The organism is Azospirillum largimobile, assembly GCF_977007025.2.
The window spans coordinates 1-23026 of the sequence record NZ_CDRMUA020000001.1 but is presented as its reverse complement, the minus strand read 5'-3'; the positions used below and the strand labels follow the sequence as shown (position 1 = coordinate 23026).

15 protein-coding genes and 1 pseudogene are annotated in these 23026 nt (G+C 70.5%); 4 read left to right on the top strand and 12 right to left on the bottom strand.

The features are described 5' to 3' along the window. Nucleotides 1–43 precede the first annotated feature (43 nt). The 6 genes and pseudogenes from ACWPKK_RS00080 to ACWPKK_RS00055 all read right to left on the bottom strand — a co-directional run. Nucleotides 44–1345: pseudogene (locus tag ACWPKK_RS00080) on the bottom strand (MFS transporter); the annotation flags it as partial. Beyond that, complete coding sequence (locus tag ACWPKK_RS00075; RefSeq protein ID WP_452000254.1) at nucleotides 1339–2997, bottom strand: tetratricopeptide repeat protein; 1659 nt, start codon at nucleotides 2995–2997, stop codon at nucleotides 1339–1341. The pseudogene ACWPKK_RS00080 and the gene ACWPKK_RS00075, both read right to left, overlap by 7 nt. Nucleotides 2998–3113: 116 nt before the next feature. Then, nucleotides 3114–3785, bottom strand: a complete 672-nt coding sequence (gene tagF, locus ACWPKK_RS00070; protein ID WP_452000252.1) for a type VI secretion system-associated protein TagF — start codon at nucleotides 3783–3785, stop codon at nucleotides 3114–3116. Continuing rightward, a complete protein-coding gene (tssM, locus tag ACWPKK_RS00065) occupies nucleotides 3782–5875 on the bottom strand; it encodes a type VI secretion system membrane subunit TssM (RefSeq protein ID WP_452000250.1) in 2094 nt (697 codons plus the stop codon). Before tssM ends, tagF begins: the two co-directional genes overlap by 4 nt. Nucleotides 5876–5885: 10 nt before the next feature. After that, nucleotides 5886–7124 (bottom strand): type IVB secretion system protein IcmH/DotU, encoded by a 1239-nt coding sequence (gene icmH, locus ACWPKK_RS00060; RefSeq protein WP_452000249.1) that lies wholly within the window; start codon nucleotides 7122–7124, stop codon nucleotides 5886–5888. Nucleotides 7125–7352: 228 nt separating this feature from the next. Next, nucleotides 7353–9770, bottom strand: coding sequence for a transglycosylase domain-containing protein (locus tag ACWPKK_RS00055; RefSeq protein WP_452000248.1), 2418 nt, complete (start codon nucleotides 9768–9770; stop codon nucleotides 7353–7355). Between the two features lie 363 nt (nucleotides 9771–10133). On the opposite strand from ACWPKK_RS00055, the gene ACWPKK_RS00050 reads away from it, so the two are divergent. Together ACWPKK_RS00050 and ACWPKK_RS00045 are read left to right on the top strand one after the other, a co-directional pair. After that, a complete protein-coding gene (locus ACWPKK_RS00050) occupies nucleotides 10134–11333 on the top strand; it encodes an extracellular solute-binding protein (protein WP_452000246.1) in 1200 nt (399 codons plus the stop codon). Nucleotides 11334–11352: 19 nt separating this feature from the next. Next, nucleotides 11353–12420: an ABC transporter ATP-binding protein gene (locus ACWPKK_RS00045; RefSeq protein WP_452000244.1), complete on the top strand. Its 1068-nt coding sequence runs from the start codon at nucleotides 11353–11355 to the stop codon at nucleotides 12418–12420. 243 nt (nucleotides 12421–12663) lie between these two features. Here the strand turns inward: ACWPKK_RS00045 and ACWPKK_RS00040 are convergent, their stop codons facing one another. The 4 genes from ACWPKK_RS00040 to ACWPKK_RS00025 form a co-directional block, all read right to left on the bottom strand. Then, on the bottom strand, nucleotides 12664–13758 hold the full coding sequence (locus ACWPKK_RS00040) for a Tim44 domain-containing protein (RefSeq protein ID WP_452000243.1): 1095 nt from the start codon (nucleotides 13756–13758) through the stop codon (nucleotides 12664–12666). 81 nt (nucleotides 13759–13839) lie between these two features. Beyond that, nucleotides 13840–14322: an RNA-binding S4 domain-containing protein gene (locus tag ACWPKK_RS00035; protein WP_452000241.1), complete on the bottom strand. Its 483-nt coding sequence runs from the start codon at nucleotides 14320–14322 to the stop codon at nucleotides 13840–13842. Nucleotides 14323–14491: 169 nt separating this feature from the next. Beyond that, entirely contained in the window at nucleotides 14492–17029 is a 2538-nt protein-coding gene (locus ACWPKK_RS00030; protein ID WP_452000239.1) for a helicase-related protein, read from the bottom strand. Nucleotides 17030–17226: 197 nt separating this feature from the next. Then, the gene (locus tag ACWPKK_RS00025; protein WP_452000238.1) at nucleotides 17227–17880 is read right to left on the bottom strand and encodes a Spy/CpxP family protein refolding chaperone; all 654 of its coding nucleotides are present in this window, start codon (nucleotides 17878–17880) and stop codon (nucleotides 17227–17229) included. A 256-nt stretch (nucleotides 17881–18136) separates the two neighbouring features. On the opposite strand from ACWPKK_RS00025, the gene ACWPKK_RS00020 reads away from it, so the two are divergent. Both ACWPKK_RS00020 and ACWPKK_RS00015 read left to right on the top strand, forming a co-directional pair. Continuing rightward, nucleotides 18137–18880, top strand: coding sequence for a response regulator (locus ACWPKK_RS00020; protein ID WP_452000236.1), 744 nt, complete (start codon nucleotides 18137–18139; stop codon nucleotides 18878–18880). Further along, nucleotides 18877–20424 carry an ATP-binding protein gene (locus ACWPKK_RS00015; RefSeq protein WP_452000235.1) on the top strand — a complete coding sequence of 516 codons (1548 nt, stop codon included), beginning with the start codon at nucleotides 18877–18879 and terminating at the stop codon, nucleotides 20422–20424. Before ACWPKK_RS00020 ends, ACWPKK_RS00015 begins: the two co-directional genes overlap by 4 nt. A gap of 26 nt (nucleotides 20425–20450) precedes the next feature. Here ACWPKK_RS00015 and ACWPKK_RS00010 read toward each other — a convergent pair whose 3' ends face one another. Both ACWPKK_RS00010 and dnaA read right to left on the bottom strand, forming a co-directional pair. Continuing rightward, complete coding sequence (locus tag ACWPKK_RS00010) at nucleotides 20451–21377, bottom strand: GGDEF domain-containing protein (RefSeq protein ID WP_452000234.1); 927 nt, start codon at nucleotides 21375–21377, stop codon at nucleotides 20451–20453. Nucleotides 21378–21493: 116 nt separating this feature from the next. Then, nucleotides 21494–23026, bottom strand: a 1533-nt coding sequence (gene dnaA, locus ACWPKK_RS00005) for a chromosomal replication initiator protein DnaA (protein WP_452000232.1), incomplete at its 5' end; no start/stop codon positions are given.

Genomic DNA, 23026 nt, shown 5'->3' with positions numbered 1-23026 from the left:
TGCCCTCGAATGATCTCATGTGCGGCGCTTTGACGCGGCCTTTTTAACGGGCCGGTTCGCGAACCGCCAGCATAAGCCCGAATCCGATCACGAAGAAAGCGAGAACCGTCGCCATGCCGACGCGCTGGCTGGCGAAGGCCTGGGTCGCCAGTCCGAACAGCAGCGGTCCGAAGAAGCCGACGAAGCGTCCGGTCAGGCTGTAGAGCCCGAACATCTCGCCCGCCATGCCCGGCGGGGCCAACCGCGCCATCATCGACCGCCCGGCGGCCTGGGCCGGCCCGAAGAACAGCCCCAGACCCAGCGCGAAGACCCAGAACCACAGCCGGTCCGTCGCCAGCAGCAGCGGCACGCTGCAGAACGACATGCCGGCCAGCGCGATCAGAATTACCGGCTTGGCCCCCGCCCGGTCGTCCATCCAGGCGAAGCCGATGGCTCCCGCCCCCGCCACCACGTTCAGCACGATGGCGAAGACCAAGATCTCCTCGAAACTCATGCCGAAGGTGCCGGCGGCGTAGATGCCACCGAAGGCGGTGATGGTGTTGATGCCGTCGCGATAGAAGGCACTGGCGATCAGGAAGCGCATCACCTGGCGGTAGCGCCGGGCCTCGCGCAACGTGGCGACCAGCGTCGCCACCCCCTCCCGTGCCGCACGCAATAGGCCCTGCCCGGTAGAGGGTTCGTCCGGCACCCACAGGAAATAAGGCAGAGCGAAGACGCCGTACCACACCGCGGCCAACAGCGCGGTGGCGCGGATATTGGCCTGCTCGCCCCAATCGGCCCATTGCAGTCCGAACAGGCCGAACAGCGGGGCCGGCGCCTGGACGAAGCCGACCAGAGCGAGGACAAGGCAGGTCAGCCCGCCGAAATAACCGATGCCCCAGCCCCAGCCCGACACCCGGCCCAGCAGCCGTGGCGGCACCAGCCCCGGCAAAGTGGCGTTGTAGAAGACGTTGGCCAGTTCGAACGACACGGTGGCGATCACCACGCAGGCGAGCGCGAAGGCGGCATCGGCCGGATCGGGCCTGACCCACCAGAGCGCCACGGTGAAGGCCACGGTCACCAGTGTGAACAGGGCCATCCAGGGCTTGCGCCGCCCCGCCCGGTCGGCGATGGCGCCCAGCACCGGGCTGAGCAGCGCGATGGCGACGCCGGCTGCAGTCATCGCCGCCCCCCAGCGCGCGGTGCCCTCCACCGGATCGCCGACCACGCCACGGGCGAAATAGACCGAGAAGACGAAGGTGGTGATGATGGTGTTGTAGGCGGAATTCGCCCAGTCGTAGAGACACCAGGAAACGATGGCGCGCCGGGAGGGGGGGCTGTGAAAGAGTACGACTTCGCTCAAACGCCCTCGCCCCCCGTCAACCCGTCGATCCCGAAGGAGATCTGGTTGTTGTCGTAGCGGGCGACGATGCGCAGGCGGTCGCCGGCCGAAAGCGCGATCGGCTTTTCCAGGAAGGTCATCGCCTGCTTCCAGTGGTTGGTGCGGGCGCGGCTTTCCGACTTGTAGACCACCTCGTCGTCCATGAAGAGGTCGAACCAGAAGGCGACGCCGTGACAGGTGCCGGCGGTGACGATGGTCACGTCGATCACCCGCTCGCCCTCCTCCGGCATGTTGCGGGTGAAGTCGAAATCCAGCGCGGTGAAGGGCTTGGACAGCGGCGTGTGGGCGTCGGCGCCGAGGTCGATCTGCTGGTAGCCGGGGGAGCGGAAGACGTCGAAGCTGCCCATGTCGAAGCCGTCGATGGTCTCCACCGGGTTGATGCGGGCAAGTTCCGGCGTCTCCACCAGCACAGCGTAGACGGTGGAGGCGCGCGGGATGATGGCGCCGCCCGGCTTCACCAGATGGGTGCGGGCATGCTGCAGCACCGACAGCATGCGCGGGGCCAGCATGCCGATGTTGATCAGTTCCGACACGAAGACGTCGGCCTTCTCCGGCAGGTCGCCGCCCTCCCCCACCGTCAGCTGGGTGGACAGGCGCGGCACCACGTCGATGCGGTCGGCATAGCCGTTGCGCGCCACCGTCTCCTTGGCGACGCGAGCCAGGATCGGGTTGACCTCGCAGGTCACCACCTTCTTGGCGCCCGCGCGCGCCGCCATCATGGCGACGATGCCGGAGCCGGTGCCGATCTCCAGCACCAGCTGGCCGGGCTTCACCGCCCGTTCCAGCGACTGCTTGTAGGCCTCGTTCCGCTCGAAATCGTTGATCATCGGCAGGTGCCAGCCGGGCACAGCGTTGGAATAGATCAGCCGGCGGGTGAACTTCACCATCGGGTGGTCGGGCGCCTGCTCGCGCGCCGCCTCGATCACCTCGATGGCTTCCGCCGCGCGGTCCAGGCTCTGCAGCACATGGGCGAGCCCGACCTGGGCCGGGACGAAGCGCGGGGCGGCGGCGAGCACGATGCGGAACTCCGCCTCCGCCTCCGCCAGCCGGCCGCGGGTGGAGAGCAGTTCGGCCAGGCTGTAGTGGACGTCGAGATAGTCGGGGGCCTGCTCCAGCGCGATGCGGAAATGCTGCTCCGCCTCCTCCAGCTCGCCCAGCTCGCGCAGGGTGGCGGCGAGGAAATGGTGCATCTCCGGCGACTCGGGCCGGAGGTCCAGCGCGGTGCGGAAGCAGTCCGCCGCCTCTTCCAGCCTCGTCTGCACCTTCAAGGCGTTGCCGAGATTGCCGTGCAGTTCCGGCAGGCGCGTGTTGATGGCGAGGCCGGCGCGGAAGGACTCCTCCGCCTCCGCCGCACGGCCCTGCTGGAAGAGCAGGCTGCCGCGGCTGTTGTGGAAGGACGGGTCGTTGCCGTTCTCCGCGATGGCCTGGGCGAACAGGGTCAGCGCATAGTCGGGATGGTCGGTGTGGGCGGCGACCAGCCCCAGCAGATGCAGCGCCTGGGCATTGTGCGGATCCGTCGCCAGGATCGCCCGGCAGACCTCCTCCGCCCCCGCCAGATCGTTGCTGCGGAAACGCTTGGCCGCTTCGATCAGGGTCGGGGCGGGGGTGTCGGTCATCGCTGCGGCTCCAGGGGACGGCGGAAACACGAAAAGATCGCCGCACCATACCGGGAATTGCCGCTCCGCTACAGCCTTTCGATCCGGGGCGTTGGACCCGGGATGCACACTCCCCCCTACCCCTCGCCGGCATTCACCCAGCCCCAGCGGTCCCAGGCGCCGTCGAGGAAGGCGGTCAGGCGCGGGCCGGCGGGGAGGCCGGAACAGGACAGCAGCGATGGGGCGACGCGGCCGGCGCCGCGGGTCCACCACAAACTGGCATCCTCACCCAGCGGACCGGACAGGCGGTTCAGCAGGGCGCGGGTGGCGGGGCTGACGCGCTCCGGCTCCGGACGGCCGAGGATGGCGAGGCGGGCCGGCAGCCCCTCCACGTCGGCACCGGCGCGGCAGGCGTCCGCCGCCAGCGCTTCGGCACGGGACAGCCACGCGGCACAGGCGGCGGGGGCGTCGGCGATGTCGAAGCCGGCGGGCAGGCCGGCGGCGATGGTGAAAGGATAAGGACGGCCGACCCGGTCGGCGCTGGGCATCCACACCCCCACCAGCGGGGCGGCGCCGCACAGGCCGGCGGACAGGGCGAAGCGCCAGACCGGACCTTGAGCGAACAGCGGGTCCCACTCGCCGCCCAGCCGCCGCCCGGCCTCGCCCAGGGCAGCCGACAGCCAGCGGTCCCAGGGGCCGAGAACCGCCGCCGGCAGGCCGTGGCCGACGAAATCGCCGCGCGCCGGAACCTTGCCGTGGAAGCCCATCACCGGATCGGTGCCGCGCGGCGTGCCGAACGATCCCATCATGGCGGCGCGGCCCGATCGTTTTGAGGCGTGGGCTGGGCCATGGGCGGGACCATCGGATGGGAAGCGGATTGGGCCAGCACCTCCTCGACACGGGCGACCAGCGCCTCGTCGGGCGGGACGGGGGCGAAGCCGACGGCGAACAGGGCGGCCAGATGGTCGCCCAGCGCGCGGCGGCGTGCCTCGTTGGCCGGGCCGGGCAGCGTACGCTGCCAGTCCAGCGCCACCCATTCCGCCAGCGCGCCGGCATCCATCGGCTCCGCCCCGCCGACCATGCGGTAGATGCGCAGGGTCCGGCGCAGCTGGTCGGGCAAGGCCCAGTCGGCGCGCAGCCGCTCCTCCAGCCGCAAGACGATGCGGGCGAGGAATTGGGTGCGCAGGGCGCGGCGGTAGACCTCCTGCGCCGGGCCGGCGATGCGCCCGCCCTGGTACAGGCCGCCGGCCAGCGCGGGCTCGGCCCAGCCATGCGCCGCGTCGAAGGCCAGCGGCAGGGCGCGCAGGGCGTCCAGCGCCGGCAGGATCGCCGCCGGGTCGGCGTCGTCGACGCGGATCAGGGAGCGCGGCGGCGTGTCGAGCGGGCGCAGCGCCGCCTCCACCGCCGCGGCTCCGGCATCGGCGCGCTCCAGCAGGGCGGCGTTGCCGCGGGCGCTGACCAGCCACCAGCCGCCGACCAGAAGGCCGAGCATCAGCGCGGCGGCGGCGGATAGCGCGCTCCGGCGGCGGCGGGCGCGCTCCACCGCCCGGTCGATCCGGGCGAGGTTGGCCTCGGGGAAGACCACGTCGGGCAGCAGGCGGTCGAGGAAATAGGTGGAGGCGCCGGCGGCCGGATCGGGCTCCAGCAGGGCGAGCGCGCCGCCGGTCTGGGTGGCGCTGGTCAGGTAGAGGCCGCGCAGACGGGGTGTCTCCTCCCCATGTTCGGAGCCGAACACGGTGTCGACGATGTCGGCCAGCGCCGGTTCCAGCTCCGCCACGCGCAACGCCAGGGCGAAGGCGTCGCCGCGGCGGCGGAGGTCCGGTTCCTGGTGCAGCCGGTCGAGCAGACGTTCGTCCAGCCGCCGCACCAGCCCGGCATAGAGATCGCGGAACACCGGCAACGGTCCGGCGGCTGATGCGGGGGCCGGCTCGTCCGCCGGCAGCGTCAGGCCCCAGACTTGGGAACGCGCCTCGCGGTCCAGCGGATCGAAGAAGGTGGTGAAGCCGTCCAGCAGGTCGGCCTTGGTCAGCAGCAGATAGACCGGCAGCCGCAAGCCCAGCTGCACGCGCAACTCGTTCAGGCGCTGGCGGATCAGGATGGCGTGGTTGCGCCGCTCCGCCTCGTCCCAGGCGGCGAGGTCCGGCAGGCTCAGCGTCAGCAGGACGCCGTTGGCGGGCTGGAGCGGCCGATGCTCCTTCAGCAGGTCGAGCAGGCCGGACCACACCCGCCCGTCCACCGCGCGCCGGCTGTCCTGGGTGGTGTAGCGGCCGGCGGTGTCGATCAGCACGGCGCGGTCGGTGAACCACCAGTCGCAGTTGCGGGTGCCGGCCAGCCCCGCCAGCGGTCCGGCCAGCGACGCCGCCACGCCGTCGTCCGCCGCGGTGGCGCCCAGCCCGGCATTGGTAAGCGCCGTGGTCTTGCCCGAACCGGGAGCGCCGATCACCAGATACCAGGGCATCTGGTAGAGATAGCGGCCGCCGCGCCGCTTGCGCAGCCGCGCCAGCACCGCGTCCATCCGCTTGCGGACCGTGGCGATCTCTTCCAGCGAGGCCTTCAACTCCGGGTCGCGGGTGGCGGCAAGCGCCTCCAGCAGGCGGGCGTTGGCGGCGCGCTCGCGGGCGTCGATGCGGCGGTTGACCGCCACCCAGCCGGCCAGCGCCAGGACGAGTGGCAACAGCCGGACGCTCCAGTCGGCCTGGACGGTCGGCAGCACATGGGGAGCCAGCGCCGCGGCCAGCCGCGGCAGCAGCAGCCAGCCGGCCAGCCCCAGCGCCAGCACGCCGGTCAGCGACAGCGCCCAGCGGGTGCGGGCGGAGCGGTGCGGCGACGGAACGGCGGCTGGCTTGCGGCGGCGCTTGGGCGGTTTGGCGCCTGCCTTTGCGGGACGGGGATCGGCCATGGCGGGCGCCCTATTGCGGATAGAGGCGGATGTCGATCCGCCGGTTGGCGTCACGACCGGCGGGCGTATCGTTCAGGGCGATGGGCTCCTGGTCGCCATGGCCCTCGGCCGACAGGCGGGTGGGGGCGATGCTGCGCTCCAGCAGCTTGCGCACGGCGTCGGCGCGGGCTTCGGTCAGGGTCCGGGCGGTGGGCAGCCGGCCTGTGGCCGGGGTCTGGTCGTCGGTGTGGGCGACCACCAGGACGCTGCCGGGCTCCGCCGCCAGGGTCTGGCCCACCCGTTCTACGATGGCGCGGTGGCGGGCCTTCACCGCCTCGCTGCCGGTGGCGAACATCGCCGCCGCGGGGATGCGGATCACCAGGGCGCCGTCCTCCCCCGCCAGGACCTCCACGGCGCCGATGCGGATTTCCGGGGCGAGCTGGCCGGTGATGCGGGCGATCAGGGCGGGACCGGCGGTGGGCGGCGGCGGAGGAACCATCCGCGCGATCTCGATCGGGCGGTCGGGCAGCAATGCTTCGATACGTGCCGCCACCGGCTCCGCCTGCCGGTCGAGGGCGCCGGCGAGATGGACATAGAGGCCGGACAGGCCCAGCGCCACCGCAGCCCACAGGATCCAGCCGGGCAAGGCAGCGCCCAGGGTGCTCCCCAACGGGCGGAACGGCTCCGCCACCCCGGCCCAGGCCGGCGACAGATCCGCCGCCACGTCGCCGCGGGCGCGGCGCAGGATGCGGTACAGCTCGTCACGCAGGCGGGCGAGGTCGTGGGCGCCGCCGGGTTTGTCGCGGAACCGCCCCTCGAAGCCCAGGGACAGGCAGGCGTAGAACAGCTCCAGCGCGTGGCGGTGACGGCGCGGGTCGCCCAGCATGCCGTCGAGCAGGTCGAAGAAGCGCACCCCGGCACCGGGCTCCGCGACCGAGGCTCCGCCATGGCCGGCGGCGCGGGCGACGTCGTCCAGCGTGGCGGCCAGCGCGACGCGGGCGGCGGCGATGTCGTCCGGGTCGAGGCCGGCGAGGGCGGCTTCGCGGTCGAACCGCTCCAGCGCCGCGGCCGCGGCGGCGCGGGGCGGATCGGCGAGGGCGCGGTCACGCAAGGTTCCGGCCAGCGCCAGCACCGGGGCGGCGACGGTCAGCAGGGGGTTGAGGCAGTCGCGGGGACGGGGGCGCAGGGGCGGATTGGTGGCGTCTCGGATGGGCGGAGGCGCGGCCTCCACCAGCAATTCCGCTCCGCCCGCTCTTTCTTCCGCCTTCATGTCTCGTCCGCTGTGGGGGAAATTCGGGGGAGGTATAGCAGCGTCGGGGCGGTGGGGGGAACCTGGGGGTAGGGCGCCGGCTGCGGTTGCCCCCTCCCCATCCCTCCCCCCTCGGTCGGCCGAAGGCCGATCCGATCGCGGGAGAGGGTGCCTTGTGCGAAGCGGCGGCAGTCCCCTCCACCTCGAAGAGGGGGAGGGTTAGGGAGGGGGCAACCGCAGCCAGCTCCCCTACCGCACTCCGCTGTTGCTGTAGTCGTACTGCACCCGTGGCGCCGCGGCGGGGGTGCCGGCGATCTTTTCGATCAGGGAGCCGATGCCGCCCGACCTCGGCTCGGCGGAGGCGACCGGGACGCCGCCCTGCGGCACCGCACCGGGCGGCGGGCTCCAGGCGGGGGCGCCGTCCAGGCCGGGGAGCGGTCGGGCGGGCTTGCCGGCGTGGGCGTCCATCATGAAGTCGCGCCACAGCTTGGCCGGCAGGCTGCCGCCGGTGACCTTCTTCATCGCGTCGTTGTTGTCGTTGCCCAGCCACACCCCGGCGACCAGATCGGCGGTGAAGCCGACGAACCAGGCGTCGTGATAGTCCTGGGTGGTGCCGGACTTGGCCGCCGCCGGGCGGTTCAGCCGGGCGCTGCGGCCGGTGCCGTAATCCAGCACGCCGCCCATCATCTGCGTCAGCTGCACCGCATGGGCGGGATCGACCACCGCCCCGCCGCCACCACCCTGGCGCCGGTACAGCACGATGCCGTCGCGGCTCTTGATCTCGGTGATGGCGTAGGCCCAGACCGGGGCGCCGCGATTGGCGATGCCGGCATAGGCGCGCACCAGTTCCAGCGGCGTCACCTCGCTGGTGCCGAGCGCCAGCGACAGGTCGCGGGTCAGCGGCGAGGCGATGCCGAGGTTCGACGCGATGCGCCGCACCCGGTCGGTGCCGACCCGCTCGATCAGCCGCGCCGTCGCCGTGTTGGACGAATGGGCCAGCGCCGCGGCCAGCGTGACGGTGCCGCGATACTTGCCGTCATAGTTGCCGGGGCTCCAGGTGCCGAGCTGGACCGGCGCATCCTCGATCGCGCTGTCGGGGGACCAGCCGGCCTCCAGCGCCGCCAGATAGACGAAGGGCTTGAAGGCGGAGCCCGGCTGGCGCATCGCCTGGGTGGCACGGTTGAATTCGCTGCTGTCGTAATCGCGGCCGCCGACCAGCGCGCGCACCGCGCCGTCGGGGCTCATGGCGACGAGCGCGCCCTGGCGGACGTTGGCGGCGGCACCGGGACCGGCCAGCAGCGCCTCCATCCGCTGTTCGGCGGCGCGCTGCATCTTCAGGTCCAGCGTGGTGCGGACGATCACGTCGCCATGGTCGGGACCGGCGAAGCCCGACACCAGATCGGTCACCCAGTCCGCGAAATAGCGGCCGTCGCCGCCCGGCTTTCGCTTGGGCGAGGGCTTGGCGGCGCGCGCCGCCTCATATTGCGCCTGGGTGAGATAACCGGCGTCCAGCATCGCCGCCATCACCACCCGCGCCCGTTCCGCCGACTCGTCGGGGTTGGAACTGGGGGCGTAGCGCGACGGCGCCTTCAGCAGGCCGGCCAGCACCGCCGATTCGCGGACGTCGACCTCGGTCGCCGGCTTGCCGAAATAGGTGCGGGCGGCGGCGTCCACCCCGAAGGTGCCGGCGCCGAGATAGACGCGGTTCAGGTAGGCGGTGAGGATCTGGTCCTTGGTGAAGCGGCTCTCCAGCCACAGCGCCAGCATCGCCTCCTGGATCTTGCGCTTCAGCGACTTCTCCGGCGTCAGGAACAGGTTCTTGGCCAGCTGCTGGGTGATGGTGGACCCGCCCTGCACCGCCCGGCCGGAGCGCCAGTTGACGTAGACGGCACGCGCCAGACCCAGCGGGTCGATGCCGAAATGGCCGTAGAAGCGGCGGTCCTCGATCGCCAGCACGGCATCGACCAGATGCGGCGGCAAGTCGCGCACGCTGAGCGTCGTGCCGTGCAGGTCGCCGAAGCGGGCGAACTCCGTTCCGTCCGCGGCCAGCACGGTGACGGAGGCGCGGCGTTCGAACTGCGCCACCTTGGAGATGTCCGGCAGGTCGAGCGCGAACCAGGCGAGCACCATGCCGAGGGCGATGCCGCACCAGATGGCGGCGACCAGCCCCCCCTGCACAAGCCGCCTGCCCCACCCCCCGCCCTTGCGGGGAGGCTGCGGCGCCCGGCCGGGACGTCCGGCGGGAGGGGCCGGCGGCTGCGGCGGCTGAGCGCCGCCGGACCGGTGGGCGGACGGCTTGGACGAGTGGAGCTTAGACGAGCGGAGCTTAGGCGCGCTGAGCTTGGGCAAGGAAATCCTTGGCAAGGTGAAGGACGGCAGCGTGAAGGACGGCAGATTGAAGAGGGGCAGCCCGGACCGGCGGCGCGGCCGCTGGACCGGCTTGTAGGGCGTCGGCGGCGGGGCGGCCGAGGGCGGCGGCGCCTTGCGGCGCGGCTTGCCGCGGGCGAGCGACGCCAGCGCCGCGGACGCGATGTTGCGGGCGATACCGCCAGCCGACAGCTTGTCGAGCGGCGACGGGTCGTCGCGGGTGCGGACAGGGCGGGGGCCGGCATAAAGCTGACCCGTCCGGTGCTGCTCCGTCATGTGGTCCGGTCGGTCGGCGGTCACGGCGCGCTCGCAAAGCCCAGTAAGGTCGGTGTCATGCCAAGGGGAACGTCCCCCGCAAAGGTCCTCATACGCCCACGCCCGCTTCGCCGAAAGACCGCTGGCGGGCGGGCGATTATTTGTCCCGCGACCGTGGCGAAAGAATGACGCTGTCCACAATTGCGGAGTAGAGCCCGGCAACGGCGGCTGAGACCGATATGACGGCTCTATGAAGTTTGTCGGGTGCCCGACTTCCGGCATGGACGGGGCGCTTTTGTCTCAGGCACACTTTGCGCCTTGAGCGGGGCCGCGCCGCCGGCCGAGACACCAACCCGTCTGAACGCCACCCCTTCAAACGCCATGCAAGAGCCAGGGAGACCGGACGTCATGTCCAAGATCGAGAACGCCCAGATCGGTCACACGCAGTCCGAGACCCAGCGGTCCAGCGCCGAGACGCAGCGCGCCGCCAAGAGCTTCACCCGCCGCCTGCTGCTGCAGAGCGCGGCGGCTGCGGCCGGCGTCGCCTCGGTCGGTCCCTTCGTGCTGCGCGAAGGACGTGCCGCGTCGGGATCGGTGAAGATCTTCTCCTGGGCCGGCTACATCAGCCCGGACATGCTGGCCGATTTCGAGAAGAAGACCGGCGTCAAGGCGACCCTGACCGAATACGGCACCAACGACGAACTGCTGAACCAGTTGAAGGCCACCGGCGGCGCCGGCTTCGACATCATCCATCCCACCGTCGACCGCGTGCCGAACTATGTCGAGTTCGAGCTGGTGCAGCCGCTCGACGAATCGAAGGTGAAGTGGGATGGCTGCCTGAAGTCGTCGGTCGAGGGTTCCGCCGGGATGGGCGGCGTCGTCGGGGCCAAGCGCTATTTCGCCCCGGCCGACTGGGGGACGGAGGCGCTGGCCTTCGACATGAAGAAGGCGCCGCTGGCCTACGGCACCGCCAGCTACGGCGACCTGTGGGCGCCGGCCAACGCCGGCAAGGTGACGGTGCGCGGCCATTCCTCGCTGATCGGCATCGCCCTGTGGCTGGAAAGCCAGGGCAAGCTGCCCCACCCCGTCCGCGACCAGTTCAAGGACGAGGCGAAGGCCCGCGCCAACTTCGACGCCATCCTGAAGGTGGCCGCCGCCAACAAGAAGTCGGTCGCCCAGTTCTGGAGCAACGAGAACGAGGCCCAGGGCGCCTTCCGCACCAACGGCTGCGTCATCGGCCAGACCTGGGACAGCAGCGCGGTGGCGCTGCGCAAGGAAGGGCTGCCGATCCGCTTCGTGGCGCCGAAGGAGGGTGCGCTCGCCTGGATGGAAGGCTTCGCCATTCCGAAGAAGGCGGACAACCTGGAGAACGCCTATGCCTGGATCAACTGGTTCTACACGCCCCAGGCCGGCGCGCTCTACACCAACCATTCCGGCATCGCCAGCACCTCGGTCGGCGCCGAGGCGCACCTGACCGACCTGAACAAGCAGTTCTTCGCCGACGCCTATCCGGGCGACGCGCTGCAGAAGCTGTGGTGGTGGCCGATCCAGGAGGCGTGGTACGTCTCCATCCGCAACGAGTACCAGGATCGCTTCCTGGCGGCGTGATCGGCATACAGCAGGGTCCATGAGCCAAGACGTCCAACTCGACCACGTCACCATGCGGTTCGGCGACACAGTCGCCGTCCGCGATGTGTCGCTGACCATCGGGGCCGGGGAGTTCTTTAGCTTCCTGGGGCCCTCCGGCTGCGGCAAGACCACCATCCTGCGCATGATCTCCGGCTTCATGGAGCCGACGGCGGGCGCCGTCCGCATCGGCGGCCGGGACATGAAGGGAATCGGGCCGAACAAGCGGCCGACCGCGCTGATCTTCCAAAATCTAGCCCTGTTCCCGCTGATGACGGTGGCCGACAACATCGGCTTCGGGCTGGAGGTGCGCGGCGTACCGACCGCCGACCGCAAGCGCCGAGTGCGGGAACTGCTGGAACTGGTGGCCCTGCCCGACACGGCGGACAAGCGGGTGACCGACCTGTCCGGCGGCCAGCGCCAGCGCATCGCCATCGCCCGCGCGCTGGCGGTGGAACCGGCGGTGCTGCTGCTGGACGAGCCTCTCTCCGCACTGGACCTCAAGCTGCGCCAGCACATGCGGGCGGAACTGCGCGACCTCCAGAAGCGCACCGGCGTCACCTTCATCTACATCACCCACGACCAGGGCGAGGCATTGACCATGTCCGACCGGATCGGCGTGATGTCGCGCGGCGTGCTGGAGCAGGTGGGCGACGGCAAGACCATCTACGACCATCCGCAGACCGCCTTCGTCGCATCCTTCGTCGGCGAGTCGAACCGCTTCTCCGGACAGGTCGCGGAGGCGGCGGAGGGCTGGGCGGTGCTGGACACCGCCTTCGGGCGTTTGCGCGGGCGCAACCCGCGGGGGCTGGCGGCGGGCGATCGCGCCACCCTGTTCGTCCGACCGGAACGGCTGACGCCCGAACGTCTGGGGGCGGGCGAGAGCGACAACAGCCTGAGCGCCCGCGTCAGCCACAGCGACTTCGAGGGCGCCTTCGTCAACGCCTTCCTCGACGGTGGGCTGACCGTGCAGATGCCGCATCTGGGCCAGGAGCCGGCCTTCGTCCCCGGCGAGACGGTGCGGCTGGGCTTCCGGGCTACGGACGCCGTGGTGTTGCCGAGGGGGTGAGATATGCCCTCTCCCATACCCCCCTCTCCCCCCCGGGGAGAGGGTCGGGGTGAGGGGGATGCACAGCGTGGCTCTGGTGGAAATCGGGGGGTACGCAATCCTTGAAGATCCTCGCCGCGCACCCCCTCACCCTAACCCTCTCCCCGGGGGGGAGAGGGGATATCTTAGCGGTTAAAGAGCGCACAAACGAAAACGCCCCGGCCGATTGGCCGGGGCGTTTGGCATTCCTATAACCCGCAAGCCTTAGCTGGCCTGCTGGATCGCCGACAGCTGCCACTGACCGCCGCGCGGGCGGACGAAGGTCCACAGCTCCGTCGCTTCGGTCGGCTGCGAGGCATTGCCCTCCACCACCCGGCCGCTGGCGCGGTCCACCGTGGTGTCGATCAGCGAGAAGCGCATGGCGACGGTGGCGTATTCCTGCGCCCCTTCACGCCAGCCCTCGGCCAGATCGCCCTGCAGCAGGCGGACGTCGCTGACCTTGTTGACCACGCCACGGTTGCGGTTCTCGGTCAGGTCGTCGGTGAAGTAGGCCAGCATCTCCGGCGTCGTGGCGGCGCGCAGGGCGTCAACATCCTCACGCCCGTAGGCGGTCTGGACGGTGACGAGCAGACGCTCGAACGACTCGAAGTCGGCGGGCTGGATGCCGATCTCGTCGGAAGCCTGACGGCGCTGGGCCGGGCCGGCATTGCCGCCGCCCATCGGGGTGCCACCGACCGGGTTGTAGCGGACGTCGGCCGCGTCGCGGTTCATCTGGCCGCCCTGCGGGCCGCCGGCATAGGCCGGGTTGCCGCCGCCCATCTGGCTGCCCAGCGGGCCGCCGGCCGGCGCGGTGTTCGCCGTTTGCGAGCGGCTGCGGAAGAAGCGGATGGCCAGACGAACCAGGAAGACGACCAGCAGGATCTGCAGGATGAAGCCCAGGATGCCGGCGAAGCTGCCGAGCCCCTCGAAGAAGCCGCCGCCGAACAGCATCGCGCCGATGCCGGCGCCGATCAGGCCGCCCATCAGGCCCGACATGAAGCCGCCGCCGAAGAAGCCGCGCGAGGGTGCCGCCGCCGGGGCGGTGGCCTGCGAGCCGGGGCGCTGCACGCCCGGAGCAGCCGCCGGGGCGGCGGAGCGCTCCATCGGCGAGACCGCGTTGGGCGCGGTGGAGGTGGCGGCCGGCGCCTCGGTCGTGCGGCTGCCGCGGCTGCCCGAGGAGCTGCTCTTGCCGGCGCGGGCGTCGGCGGTGCCGGCGGCCAGCGCCATCACCAGCGCAACCGCCACGGCGGTGGCGGCGCGGGCGCCGCGCATCTTGGTGGAGGTGGCGGAAAGGCTCGAAGGTCGGGTCTTCTCGCTCATGATCGTGCTCGCTTGTCGCATCTGGTCGGTTATCCAGCCTTCCCACATGGGGGTGGTGGCCGCCCCGTTTAAGAGGCGGTCTCACTTTTTTCCAGCAACAATCGGTGCCGCCGCGTAATCAGTCTCATTTTGCAGCGCACCATCCATCATCGGATCGCCCTTCAGGGCGTCGATCGCCCGCCGGTCGCGCTTGGTCGGGCGCCCGGCGCCGGGCTGCTGGAACGGCGCACGGTAGGGATCCTGCAGCCGCTCCTCCGGCACCGGCGGGGCGAGGTCCTCGTATAGCGCCTGGGCCTCCGGCGCCGGCCCGCGGCGGCTGCCCAGCGCCACCACCTTGATGACGCGGATGTGCCGCCCCTGGGCGAAGGTCAGCACGTCGCCCGGCTTCACCGACGCATGCGCCTTGGTCACCACCGCCCCCGACAGTCGCACGCCCCCGTCGTTGCACAGCTTGGCGGCAAGGCTGCGCGTCTTGAAGAAACGCGCGTACCAAAGCCACTTGTCGATCCGCAGCCGGCCGGGGGTGGAGTCTTCGGTGTCGGTGTTGCCGGCGGTGTTGCTCATGGGCGTTTCCGTCACTGGGTTCAGGTTGTTAAATTCGCTACGTTAGCCCCCCACCCTAACCCTCCCCCGCTGGGCGGAGGAGGGGACAAGTGCTTTGGCGGGAGAGTGGCGGCAGTCCCTCCCCCGCCCAGCGGGGGAGGCTAGGTGGGGGTCTAGCTTGCCACCCCCCTCACATCCCCGACAGCTGCCGCAGCTTGGCAAACGGGTGGTCCTCGTTCGTCGGCTTTTCCCGCCGCTGCCGGTTCGCCTGCTGCTGGCGGGAGGGCCGCTTCCGCTTCCAGGTCACCGCCCCGTCCTCGGCCACCATCCGCACATAGCCGAGCCCGGTCAGCACCGCGCCCAGTTCCTCCGCCGACAGGCCGACGCGCTGGCCGAGCGCCACCTCGCGGATCGGGGTGTTCGCCTTGGACGCCGTCAGCAGCTCCGTCTCCAGCCGGTCGAGCATGTCCACGCGCAACGCCCGGCCGCCGGCCAGCGGGTAGCCGATGGCTTCCCAGAAGGCGGGCGGCGCGCCGCCATCCTTGACAGGCGGGGCTTCCACCGACACGCGGCCGGGCGGCGGGATCGGAACCGGCAAGGGATGGCCCTTCGACACCGCCCACAGCAGCCCGCGCAGGCTCACCGCCGCCGGCTTGGCGAGCGCCGTCAGATAGAGGTGGGACACGCCCAGCCGGACGCCCAGCTTGCCCAGCGCCTTGCGGTCCTCGCGCTCCAGCTGTTCGACCATGGCGGCGACGGGTGCGCGCGGCAGCACGCCCAGCCCTTCCACCAGCTGGAAAGCCACCCCGCGGCCTGGGCCGGACAACCCCTCCGCGACGGAAAGGGCAAACAGCGGTTTCAGCCGGGCGGCAATGTGGTCCTTCAGCCAGCGGTCCAGCCGGGCCCGCACCCGCTCGCGCTGGGCCTGGTCCAGCATGCCCTCGTCGAACGGCACCACCAGCGGCGCCAGCACCGACGGCCCGGCGGCCAGCCGCGCCACCGGCAGATCGTCGGCGCTCAGCACCCCGTCCGGCCCAAGGGTGAAAACGTCGTCGGGTTCGGCCTCGAAGGCGCGCAGGCGCTTGGCCAACTCGTCGCGCAGCGCCCGGCGGGCGGCGGTCAGCAGAGACTTCGCCTCGTCGGAGCGGTCGGGCGCGTCGGGGACGAAGCGGAAGCCCTCCAACCGCCCCACCACATGCCCCTCCACCACCACCTCGCCGTCGGCGCGCACGCCGCCCAGCAGCGAGCGGCCGTCCTTCAGCGTGCGGGCCAGAGTGGCGGAGCGGCGGTCGATGAAGCGCTGGGTAAGCCGCTCGTGCAGGGCGTCGGACAGCCGGTCCTCGATGGCGCGGGTGCGCTCCTGCCAGTGCAGCGGGTCCTTCAGCCAGGTCGGCCGGTTGGAGATGTAGGTCCAGGTGCGGATATGGGCGATGCGGGCGACCAGCGCATCGATGTCGCCCTCGGTCCGGTCGAGCCGGGCGATCTGCTTCGCCACCCAGTCATCGTCCAGCCGGCGCAAGGGCGCGCGCAGGCTGCGGAAGATCTGGCCGAGCAGCTTGGTATGGGCGTCCGACAGCACCTTGCGGAAGTCGGGGACCTGACAGACCTCCCACAGCAGCTTCACGGCATCGCGACCGCGCGCGAGGTCCATGATGTCGGGATCGCGCACCAGCGCCTGCAGCGCCAGATGGTCGTCGGCCTCGCGCACGCGGCTCAGTTCCGCGATCGGCGCCCGTTCCTCCAGCGATTTCAGCAGGAAGCCCGGCGTGTCGAAACGCAGGTCGCTGTTGCGCCAGGACAGCGCCTTGACCGTCTCGAACTCGTGGTTCTCGACGCGGGTGACCAGGTCGGCGTCCAGCTCCCCCACCTCGTCGGTGGTGCCGAAGGTGCCGTCGCGCATGTGCCTCCCGGCACGGCCGGCGATCTGCGCCACCTCGGCGGGCCTGAGCCGGCGCGGGGCGAAGCCGTCGAACTTGACGATGCGGGCGAAGGCGACATGGTCGACGTCCATGTTCAGCCCCATGCCGATGGCGTCGGTCGCCACCAGATAATCGACCTCGCCCGCCTGATACAGCCCCACCTGCGCGTTGCGCGTGCGCGGGCTGAGCGCCCCCAGCACCACGGCGGTGCCGCCGCGCTGGCGCCGGATCATCTCGGCGATGGCATAGACGTCGGTGGCGGAAAAGGCGACGACGGCGGAGCGCGGCGGCAGGCGCGTCAGCTTCTTGTAGCCGGCATAGGTCAGCTGGGAGAAGCGCGGCCGACTGATGAACTCCGCCTTCGGCACCAGCCGGCGGATCATCGGCTGCATCGAATCGGAGCCCAGCACCATCGTCTCGACCATGCCGCGGGCGTTCAGCAGCCGGTCGGTGAAGATGTGGCCGCGTTCCGGATCGGCGCAGAGCTGGATTTCATCCACCGCCAGGAAATCGACGGCGCGGTCCAGCGGCATCGATTCGACGGTACAGACCCAATAGGACGGGTTGGGGGGCAGGATCTTCTCCTCCCCCGTCACCAGCGCGACCGCGTTCTTTCCCTTGATCGAGACGATGCGGTCGTAATTCTCCCGCGCCAGCAGGCGCAGGGGAAAGCCGATCATTCCGGACCGGTGACCGAGCATGCGCTCGATCGCCAGATAGGTCTTGCCGGTGTTGGTCGGCCCCAGCACGGCGACCACACGGCCCCCCCGCCCGAGACCGCCGCCCGCCGAAGCGTGAGAGGACGTCATGGTGTTAAGCTTTGGGGTGCGGAAGCCCGCAATGCAAGCGGCGGCTTGTCTTTATCGCCTTCTGCTATGCCGCAAGGAATCTCTATCTCCCCCAAACGACAAGGGCCGCCGAATGGGGGTTCGGCGGCCCTTAGTCTCACGGCGGCTGCGTTGGGGGGCTTGGGATCGCCGCCGGGAGCTTGTCCTTTCCTGTTACGTCAGTTCTTGGGCTGCTCCTGCGGAGCTTTTCCCGGACCGTTTCCGGGACCCATGCCGCCCTGCCCCATGCCACCGGGACCCATGCCGCCGGGACCCATGCCGTGGTGGCGCGGGCCGTCATGGTCGCCCCAGCCGCCATGATGGCCGCCCATGTGCTTACCCATGTGACCGCCCATATGGCCGCCCGGGCCCTGGTTCAGCATGCGGTCGGCCTGCTTCTGCTGGTCGGGCGTCAGCTGGGCATAGAGGTCGGTCAGGGCCGGGCGGACGGTCTGGACCTGCTGCAGGTGGGCCTGCATCATCTGCTCGGCGCGTTCCAGGCGCTGCGGCAGGGCGGCGGGACGCGGGGCGTCCTTGAACTTCACGCACAGATCCTGCGTCGGCTTCAGGCTGGAGCGGGCGGCGTCGGCGAACTTGGTCCAGGCGGCGCGCTGCTGTTCGGTGATGTTCAGCTTCTTCTCCGCATAGGCCAGCTTGCCGGCCAGACGGGCCTCCTGGTCCTCGCACATGCGGGCGAAGTGACGGTCGGGGCCGGGACCGCCGGGCTGCGGACCACCAGCCGGACCACCAGCCGGCCCCCCCTGGGCGAAGACCGGAACGGCCACGCCGAGACCGGCGACCAGCAGGGCGGACGTCAGAAGGGCGCGTTTCATGGTGACAACTCCTCAGTGTTTGGACCGTGCATCACGGTGCTGGCTAAACCCCGGATGGAGGGGGCTTATTCCGTTGGGACGTTGCCGGCTGCATCGCCGCCGCTGTCCCGATGACCAGACAATGGGCGCCGAACGTTGCGGCCGAATGTCCGCAAACCCGCCATTTGGTAACAGAGTGTAACCGCCCGCCCTCCCGTAACCCGGCGTTACACATTTCTCCTTCACCCCCGACGCCCCTCGCCCGATCATGGGAGCCATGGACCGCACGCCCCACCTCCTCGTCGTCGACGACGACCGCGAAATCCGCTCTCTCGTCGCCCAGTTCCTGACCAAGCACGGCTTCCGGGTCACCGGGGTGCGGGACGGGGCGGAGATGATGCGCACGCTCGACGGCGCCCGCGTCGACCTGATCGTCCTCGACCTCATGTTGCCGGGGGAGGACGGCCTGTCGCTCTGCCGCCGCCTGCGCGCCGCGCCGCAGACGGCGCAGACCCCCGTCATCATGCTGACCGCCATGGGGGAGGAGACCGACCGCATCGTCGGGCTGGAGATGGGCGCCGACGATTATCTGGCGAAGCCGTTCAGCCCGCGCGAACTGCTGGCCCGCATCAAGGCGGTGCTGCGCCGCGTCTCCGCCCCGCCGGTGGCGGGCGCCCCGGCGGCGGCCGGCACGGTGTTGCGTTTCGAAGGCTGGTCGCTGGATCTCACCAAGCGGGAGCTGCGGTCGCCCGACGGCGTGCTGGTCCAGCTGTCGGCCGGCGAATACGACCTGCTGGTCGCCTTCGTCGAGCATCCGCAGCGGGTGCTGACCCGCGACCAGCTTCTGGATCTGGCGCGCGGCCGCTCGGCGGTTCCCTTCGACCGCTCCGTCGACGTGCAGGTCAGCCGCCTGCGCCGCAAGATCGAACCCGACCCGGCCGAACCGACCCTGATCAAGACGGTGCGCGGCGGCGGCTATCTCTTCACCCCGTCGGTGACCAGCGGCAGCGTGGCGTCATGACGGCCCGGCCGGACGACATTGCCGGAAAGCCCAAGGCGCCGCATCGCCCATCGGTCCGCCGACGCGCCTTCCGCCGCCTGGGCCTCCGCTTTCCCGACAGCCTCGCCGCGCGCATCGCGCTGACGGTGGTGCTGGCGCTGCTGCTGACCCAGGCGATCAGCGCGCTGGTCTATCTGACCGACCGCAGCGAAGGGCCGCCGATCCATGGGCCGAACGTGCTGGTCCAACGCATCACCGCCATCGTCCAGCTGGTGGAAAGCACCCCGCCGGCGGGCCGCGAGCGGGTGGTGCGCGCCATCGACGATCCGGTCCTGCGGGTGGAGTGGCGCGCCGACCGCCCGCCGCCGCTGCCGACGGAGACCTATTCGAGCAACCGCTTCGACGGGCTGAAACGCCGGCTGCGCGAATCGCTTGACACCCCCGACCGCAACATCCTGGTGGAGGTCCAGCGCCCGCCCCGTGAAGGGGGCCGTGACGACGACCACCATCACCCGCCCTTCATGGGCGACGAGAACCGGCGCTGGGGTCCGCATGTCCGGCTGTCGGTGCGGCTCGGCGACGGGTCCTGGCTGAGCTTCACCGGCGGCGATCCGCTGGCCGGCCCCTTCGGCATCGTCCGTTTCCTGTTCTGGATGGGGGCGGTGGTGGCGGTGATCCTGCTGGTCTCGCTGCTGGCCGCCCGCCGGGTGACGGCACCGCTCGCCGGATTCGCCGCCGCCGCCGAGCGGCTCAGCGTCGACGGCGAGGCCCAGCCCCTGCCCGAGGAAGGCCCGCGCGAGCTGCGCGCCGCCACCCGCGCCTTCAACCGGATGCAGGCGCGGCTCGCCCGCTTCGTCGCCGACCGCACCCAAATGCTGGCGGCGATCAGCCACGACCTGCGCACGCCGATCACCCGCCTGCGCCTGCGCGCCGAGCTGGTCGACGACCCGGAGATGCAGCGGCGGATGCTGGCCGACCTGGACGAGATGGAAGCGATGATCTCCGCCACGCTGGCCTTCGCCCGCGACGATGCCCAGCGCGAGCCGCGCGTCCGCTTCGACCTTGCCGACCTGCTGCAGAGCCTGTGCGACGACCGCGTCGATGCCGGCCACCGCGCCGTCTATGAAGGTCCCGCCCATGTGGTGGCGGAAGGCCGCCCGGTGGCGCTGCGCAGGGCCTTCGCCAACCTGATGGACAACGCGATCAAGTACGGCGGCGGCTTCACCGTTCGGCTGGCGGAGGGGGCGGGCATGGACGGGCAGGCCGGCGGTTCGGCAGGCGGTCAGGGCCGCCAAGCCCTGATCCACATCGACGATGACGGTCCCGGCATCCCGGAGGCGGAGTTCGAGAAGGTCTTCGCCCCCTTCTACCGGCTGGAACGCTCGCGCTCGCGCGATACCGGCGGCGTCGGGCTGGGCCTGTCCACCGCCCGCAGCATCATCCGCGGCCATGGCGGCGACGTGACCCTGTCCAACCGCGACGGCGGCGGCGGTGGGATTGGGGATGGGACCGGGGGCGGCGGGAGTTCGAGCGGCCTGCGCGCGACGGTGACCCTGCCGCTCTGAACCCGGCCGCTCTGAACCCGGCCGCCTCACATCACGTAAAAGCGCGCCTTGACCGTCACCCCTTCCGCCCCGCGCAGGACGGTGCGGTTGCGGCCGCTGCGCTTGGCGAAGTAGAGCGCCTCGTCGGCCTGGGTCATCAGGTCGTTGACCGAGTCGGTGTCCTGAACCAGGCACATGCCGATGCTGACGGTGAAGGCGAAGCTAGCCCCGGTCCCGGTTTCCACCATGAGTTCGGCGGTGGAGCGGCGGATCGCCTCGACCCGCGCAAGCGCCGTCTCCAGGTCGTCGGCAGGCAGGCACAGGCAGAACTCCTCCCCGCCCAACCGACCGAGGAAGCCGCCGTCCGGCACCTGGGCGGCGCAATGGTCGGCGAAGCGCTTCAGCGCGAGGTCGCCGTTGGTGTGGCCGTGGGTGTCGTTGATCGTCTTGAAATGGTCGATGTCGAACATGGCGACCGCCAGCGCGGTCCCGTCCTCCTTCGCGGCGCGATAGGACTGCTCCAGCCGCTCCATGAAGTAGCGGCGGTTCAGGACACCGGTCAGGTAATCGGTGTGCAGCATCTCCACCATCACCCGGTGCATGCGGGTGATGCGCTCGCCGGCCCGCACGCGGGCGCGCAGCATCGACAGGTCGATGGGTTTCGCCAGGAACTCGTCGGCGCCGGAATCGAAGGCCTCGATCCGCCGGGCGGTCTCGGTGTCGCCGGTCATCAGGATGGTGAAGGTGCGGTGCTGGTCGTCCTCCGCCCGGACGTGCCAGCACAGTTCCAGCCCCGTCATCACCGGCATTTCAAGGTCGGTGATCAGGATGTGGATGTCGTGGCTGCGGTAGATCGACAGCGCCTGCGCCCCATCCTCGGCCAGCAGAACCCGGTAACCGTTGCTTTCCAGATCCGCACGAATCTGTTCGCGGAAGTATTCGGAATCGTCAGCGACAAGAATATTTGTTTCCACCGCAACACCCATGCCGTCCGCAAAGAATCCGTGCGGACGGACCTTAGCAAACTTCCCGTCGCGATGGGATGGTGGCGTGGCGACACGCCGCGGTTGATCAGCGGATCAAGCGATCTTCAGCTTTCGAGCATCCGGCGCAGCAGTTCCACGTCTTCGGCGAAGGACGGGTCGGTGGCGCGCAGTTCATCCACCTTCTTGACCGCATGCATGACCGTGGTGTGGTCGCGGCCGCCGAACTTGCGGCCGATCTCCGGCAGGGAGCGGGCGGTCAGCTGCTTGGCCAGATACATGGCGATCTGGCGCGGGCGGGCCACCGCGCGGGCGCGGCGGGCGGAATGCATGTCGGCGACGCGGATGTTGTAATGCTCCGCCACCCGCTTCTGGATCTCGTCGATGGTGACGCGACGGTCGTTGGCGCGCAGCAGGTCGTGCAGCACCTCCTGCGTCGTCTCCAGCGAGATGGAGCGGCCGACCAGCTCGGCATGGGCGACGATGCGGTTCAGCGCCCCTTCCAGTTCGCGCACGTTGGACGTGATCTTGTGAGCCAGGAATTCCAGCACCTTCATCGGAATGCTGGCCTGGAGCGCGTCGGCCTTGGCCTGGAGGATGCCCAGCCGAAGTTCGTAGGTGGTCGGGTGGATGTCGGCGACCAGCCCCCAGCCGAGGCGGGAGCGCAGCCGCTCCTCCATGCCTTCCAGGTCGGACGGGCTCTTGTCGGCGGAGATGATGACCTGCCGGTTCTGGTCGACCAGCGCGTTGAAGGTGTGGAAGAACTCCTCCTGCGTGGAGTCCTTGCCGCTGATGAACTGCACGTCGTCGATCATCAGCACGTCGACCGAGCGGAACTGCTGCTTGAAGGCCATCGTGTCCTTGAAGCGCAACGCCCGGATGAACTGGTACATGAATTTCTCGGCCGACAGGTACAGCACCTTGCGGTTCGGGTCGTTTTTGCGGATCTGCCAGGCCAGCGCGTGCATCAGGTGGGTCTTGCCCAAGCCCACCCCGCCATAGAGGAACAGCGGGTTGAAGGTCACGGTGGTGGCGTCGGCGACGCGCCGGGCGGCGGCATGGGCCAGCTCGTTCGGCTTGCCGACGACGAAATTCTCGAAGGTGAAGCGCGGGTCGAGCGCGGCGGACAGGTCGGACCGGTCCTCCAGGATCGCCGGGACGGCGTTCGGCGACTCGTCCGACGCCCCGCCATAGGAAGCCGAGGTGTAGACGGTCGACGGTGCCGATTCCGAGGAGAAGCCGTTATCGGCCGGACGCGGGGGCGGCGCCGGACGGGGCGCCGGGCGCGACTCGGCGAAACGGGAGTCCTGGGCTCGCGGCGCCGGAGCGGGGCGGTCGTCGCCGTTGTCGTCATTGTCGGCGACCAGCGCCGCAGGCGGGTTGGTGGAGGCGACGATGACGTCGATCGACTGGACTTCCGGATTCTCGCCGGACCAGAGGGCGCGGATGCGGTCGGCATAGTGGGTCAGCACCCAATCGCGCATGAAGCGCGTGGGCACGACGATGCACACCTCGCCGCCGACAAGGCTGGCGACGGACAGCGGCTGAAGCCAGCTCCGGTAGGCGATCTCGCCGACCTCTTCCTTCAGGCGTCCGCGAATGCGCGCCCACTGCTGATCCAACGACACGCCGACCGACAT

What these genes read in the sequence shown, in the direction of transcription:
- tagF (WP_452000252.1), bottom strand. Translation starts at nt 3,785, where the DNA reads ATGATGGGATCGTTCGGCACGCCGCGCGGCACCGATCCGGTGATGGGC.
- ACWPKK_RS00040 (WP_452000243.1), bottom strand. Translation starts at nt 13,758, where the DNA reads ATGAGCGAGAAGACCCGACCTTCGAGCCTTTCCGCCACCTCCACCAAG.
- ACWPKK_RS00050 (WP_452000246.1), top strand. Translation starts at nt 10,134, where the DNA reads ATGTCCAAGATCGAGAACGCCCAGATCGGTCACACGCAGTCCGAGACC.
- ACWPKK_RS00045 (WP_452000244.1), top strand. Translation starts at nt 11,353, where the DNA reads ATGAGCCAAGACGTCCAACTCGACCACGTCACCATGCGGTTCGGCGAC.
- icmH (WP_452000249.1), bottom strand. Translation starts at nt 7,124, where the DNA reads ATGAAGGCGGAAGAAAGAGCGGGCGGAGCGGAATTGCTGGTGGAGGCC.
- ACWPKK_RS00020 (WP_452000236.1), top strand. Translation starts at nt 18,137, where the DNA reads ATGGACCGCACGCCCCACCTCCTCGTCGTCGACGACGACCGCGAAATC.
- ACWPKK_RS00075 (WP_452000254.1), bottom strand. Translation starts at nt 2,997, where the DNA reads ATGACCGACACCCCCGCCCCGACCCTGATCGAAGCGGCCAAGCGTTTC.
- ACWPKK_RS00015 (WP_452000235.1), top strand. Translation starts at nt 18,877, where the DNA reads ATGACGGCCCGGCCGGACGACATTGCCGGAAAGCCCAAGGCGCCGCAT.
- tssM (WP_452000250.1), bottom strand. Translation starts at nt 5,875, where the DNA reads ATGGCCGATCCCCGTCCCGCAAAGGCAGGCGCCAAACCGCCCAAGCGC.
- ACWPKK_RS00035 (WP_452000241.1), bottom strand. Translation starts at nt 14,322, where the DNA reads ATGAGCAACACCGCCGGCAACACCGACACCGAAGACTCCACCCCCGGC.
- ACWPKK_RS00025 (WP_452000238.1), bottom strand. Translation starts at nt 17,880, where the DNA reads ATGAAACGCGCCCTTCTGACGTCCGCCCTGCTGGTCGCCGGTCTCGGC.
- ACWPKK_RS00030 (WP_452000239.1), bottom strand. Translation starts at nt 17,029, where the DNA reads ATGACGTCCTCTCACGCTTCGGCGGGCGGCGGTCTCGGGCGGGGGGGC.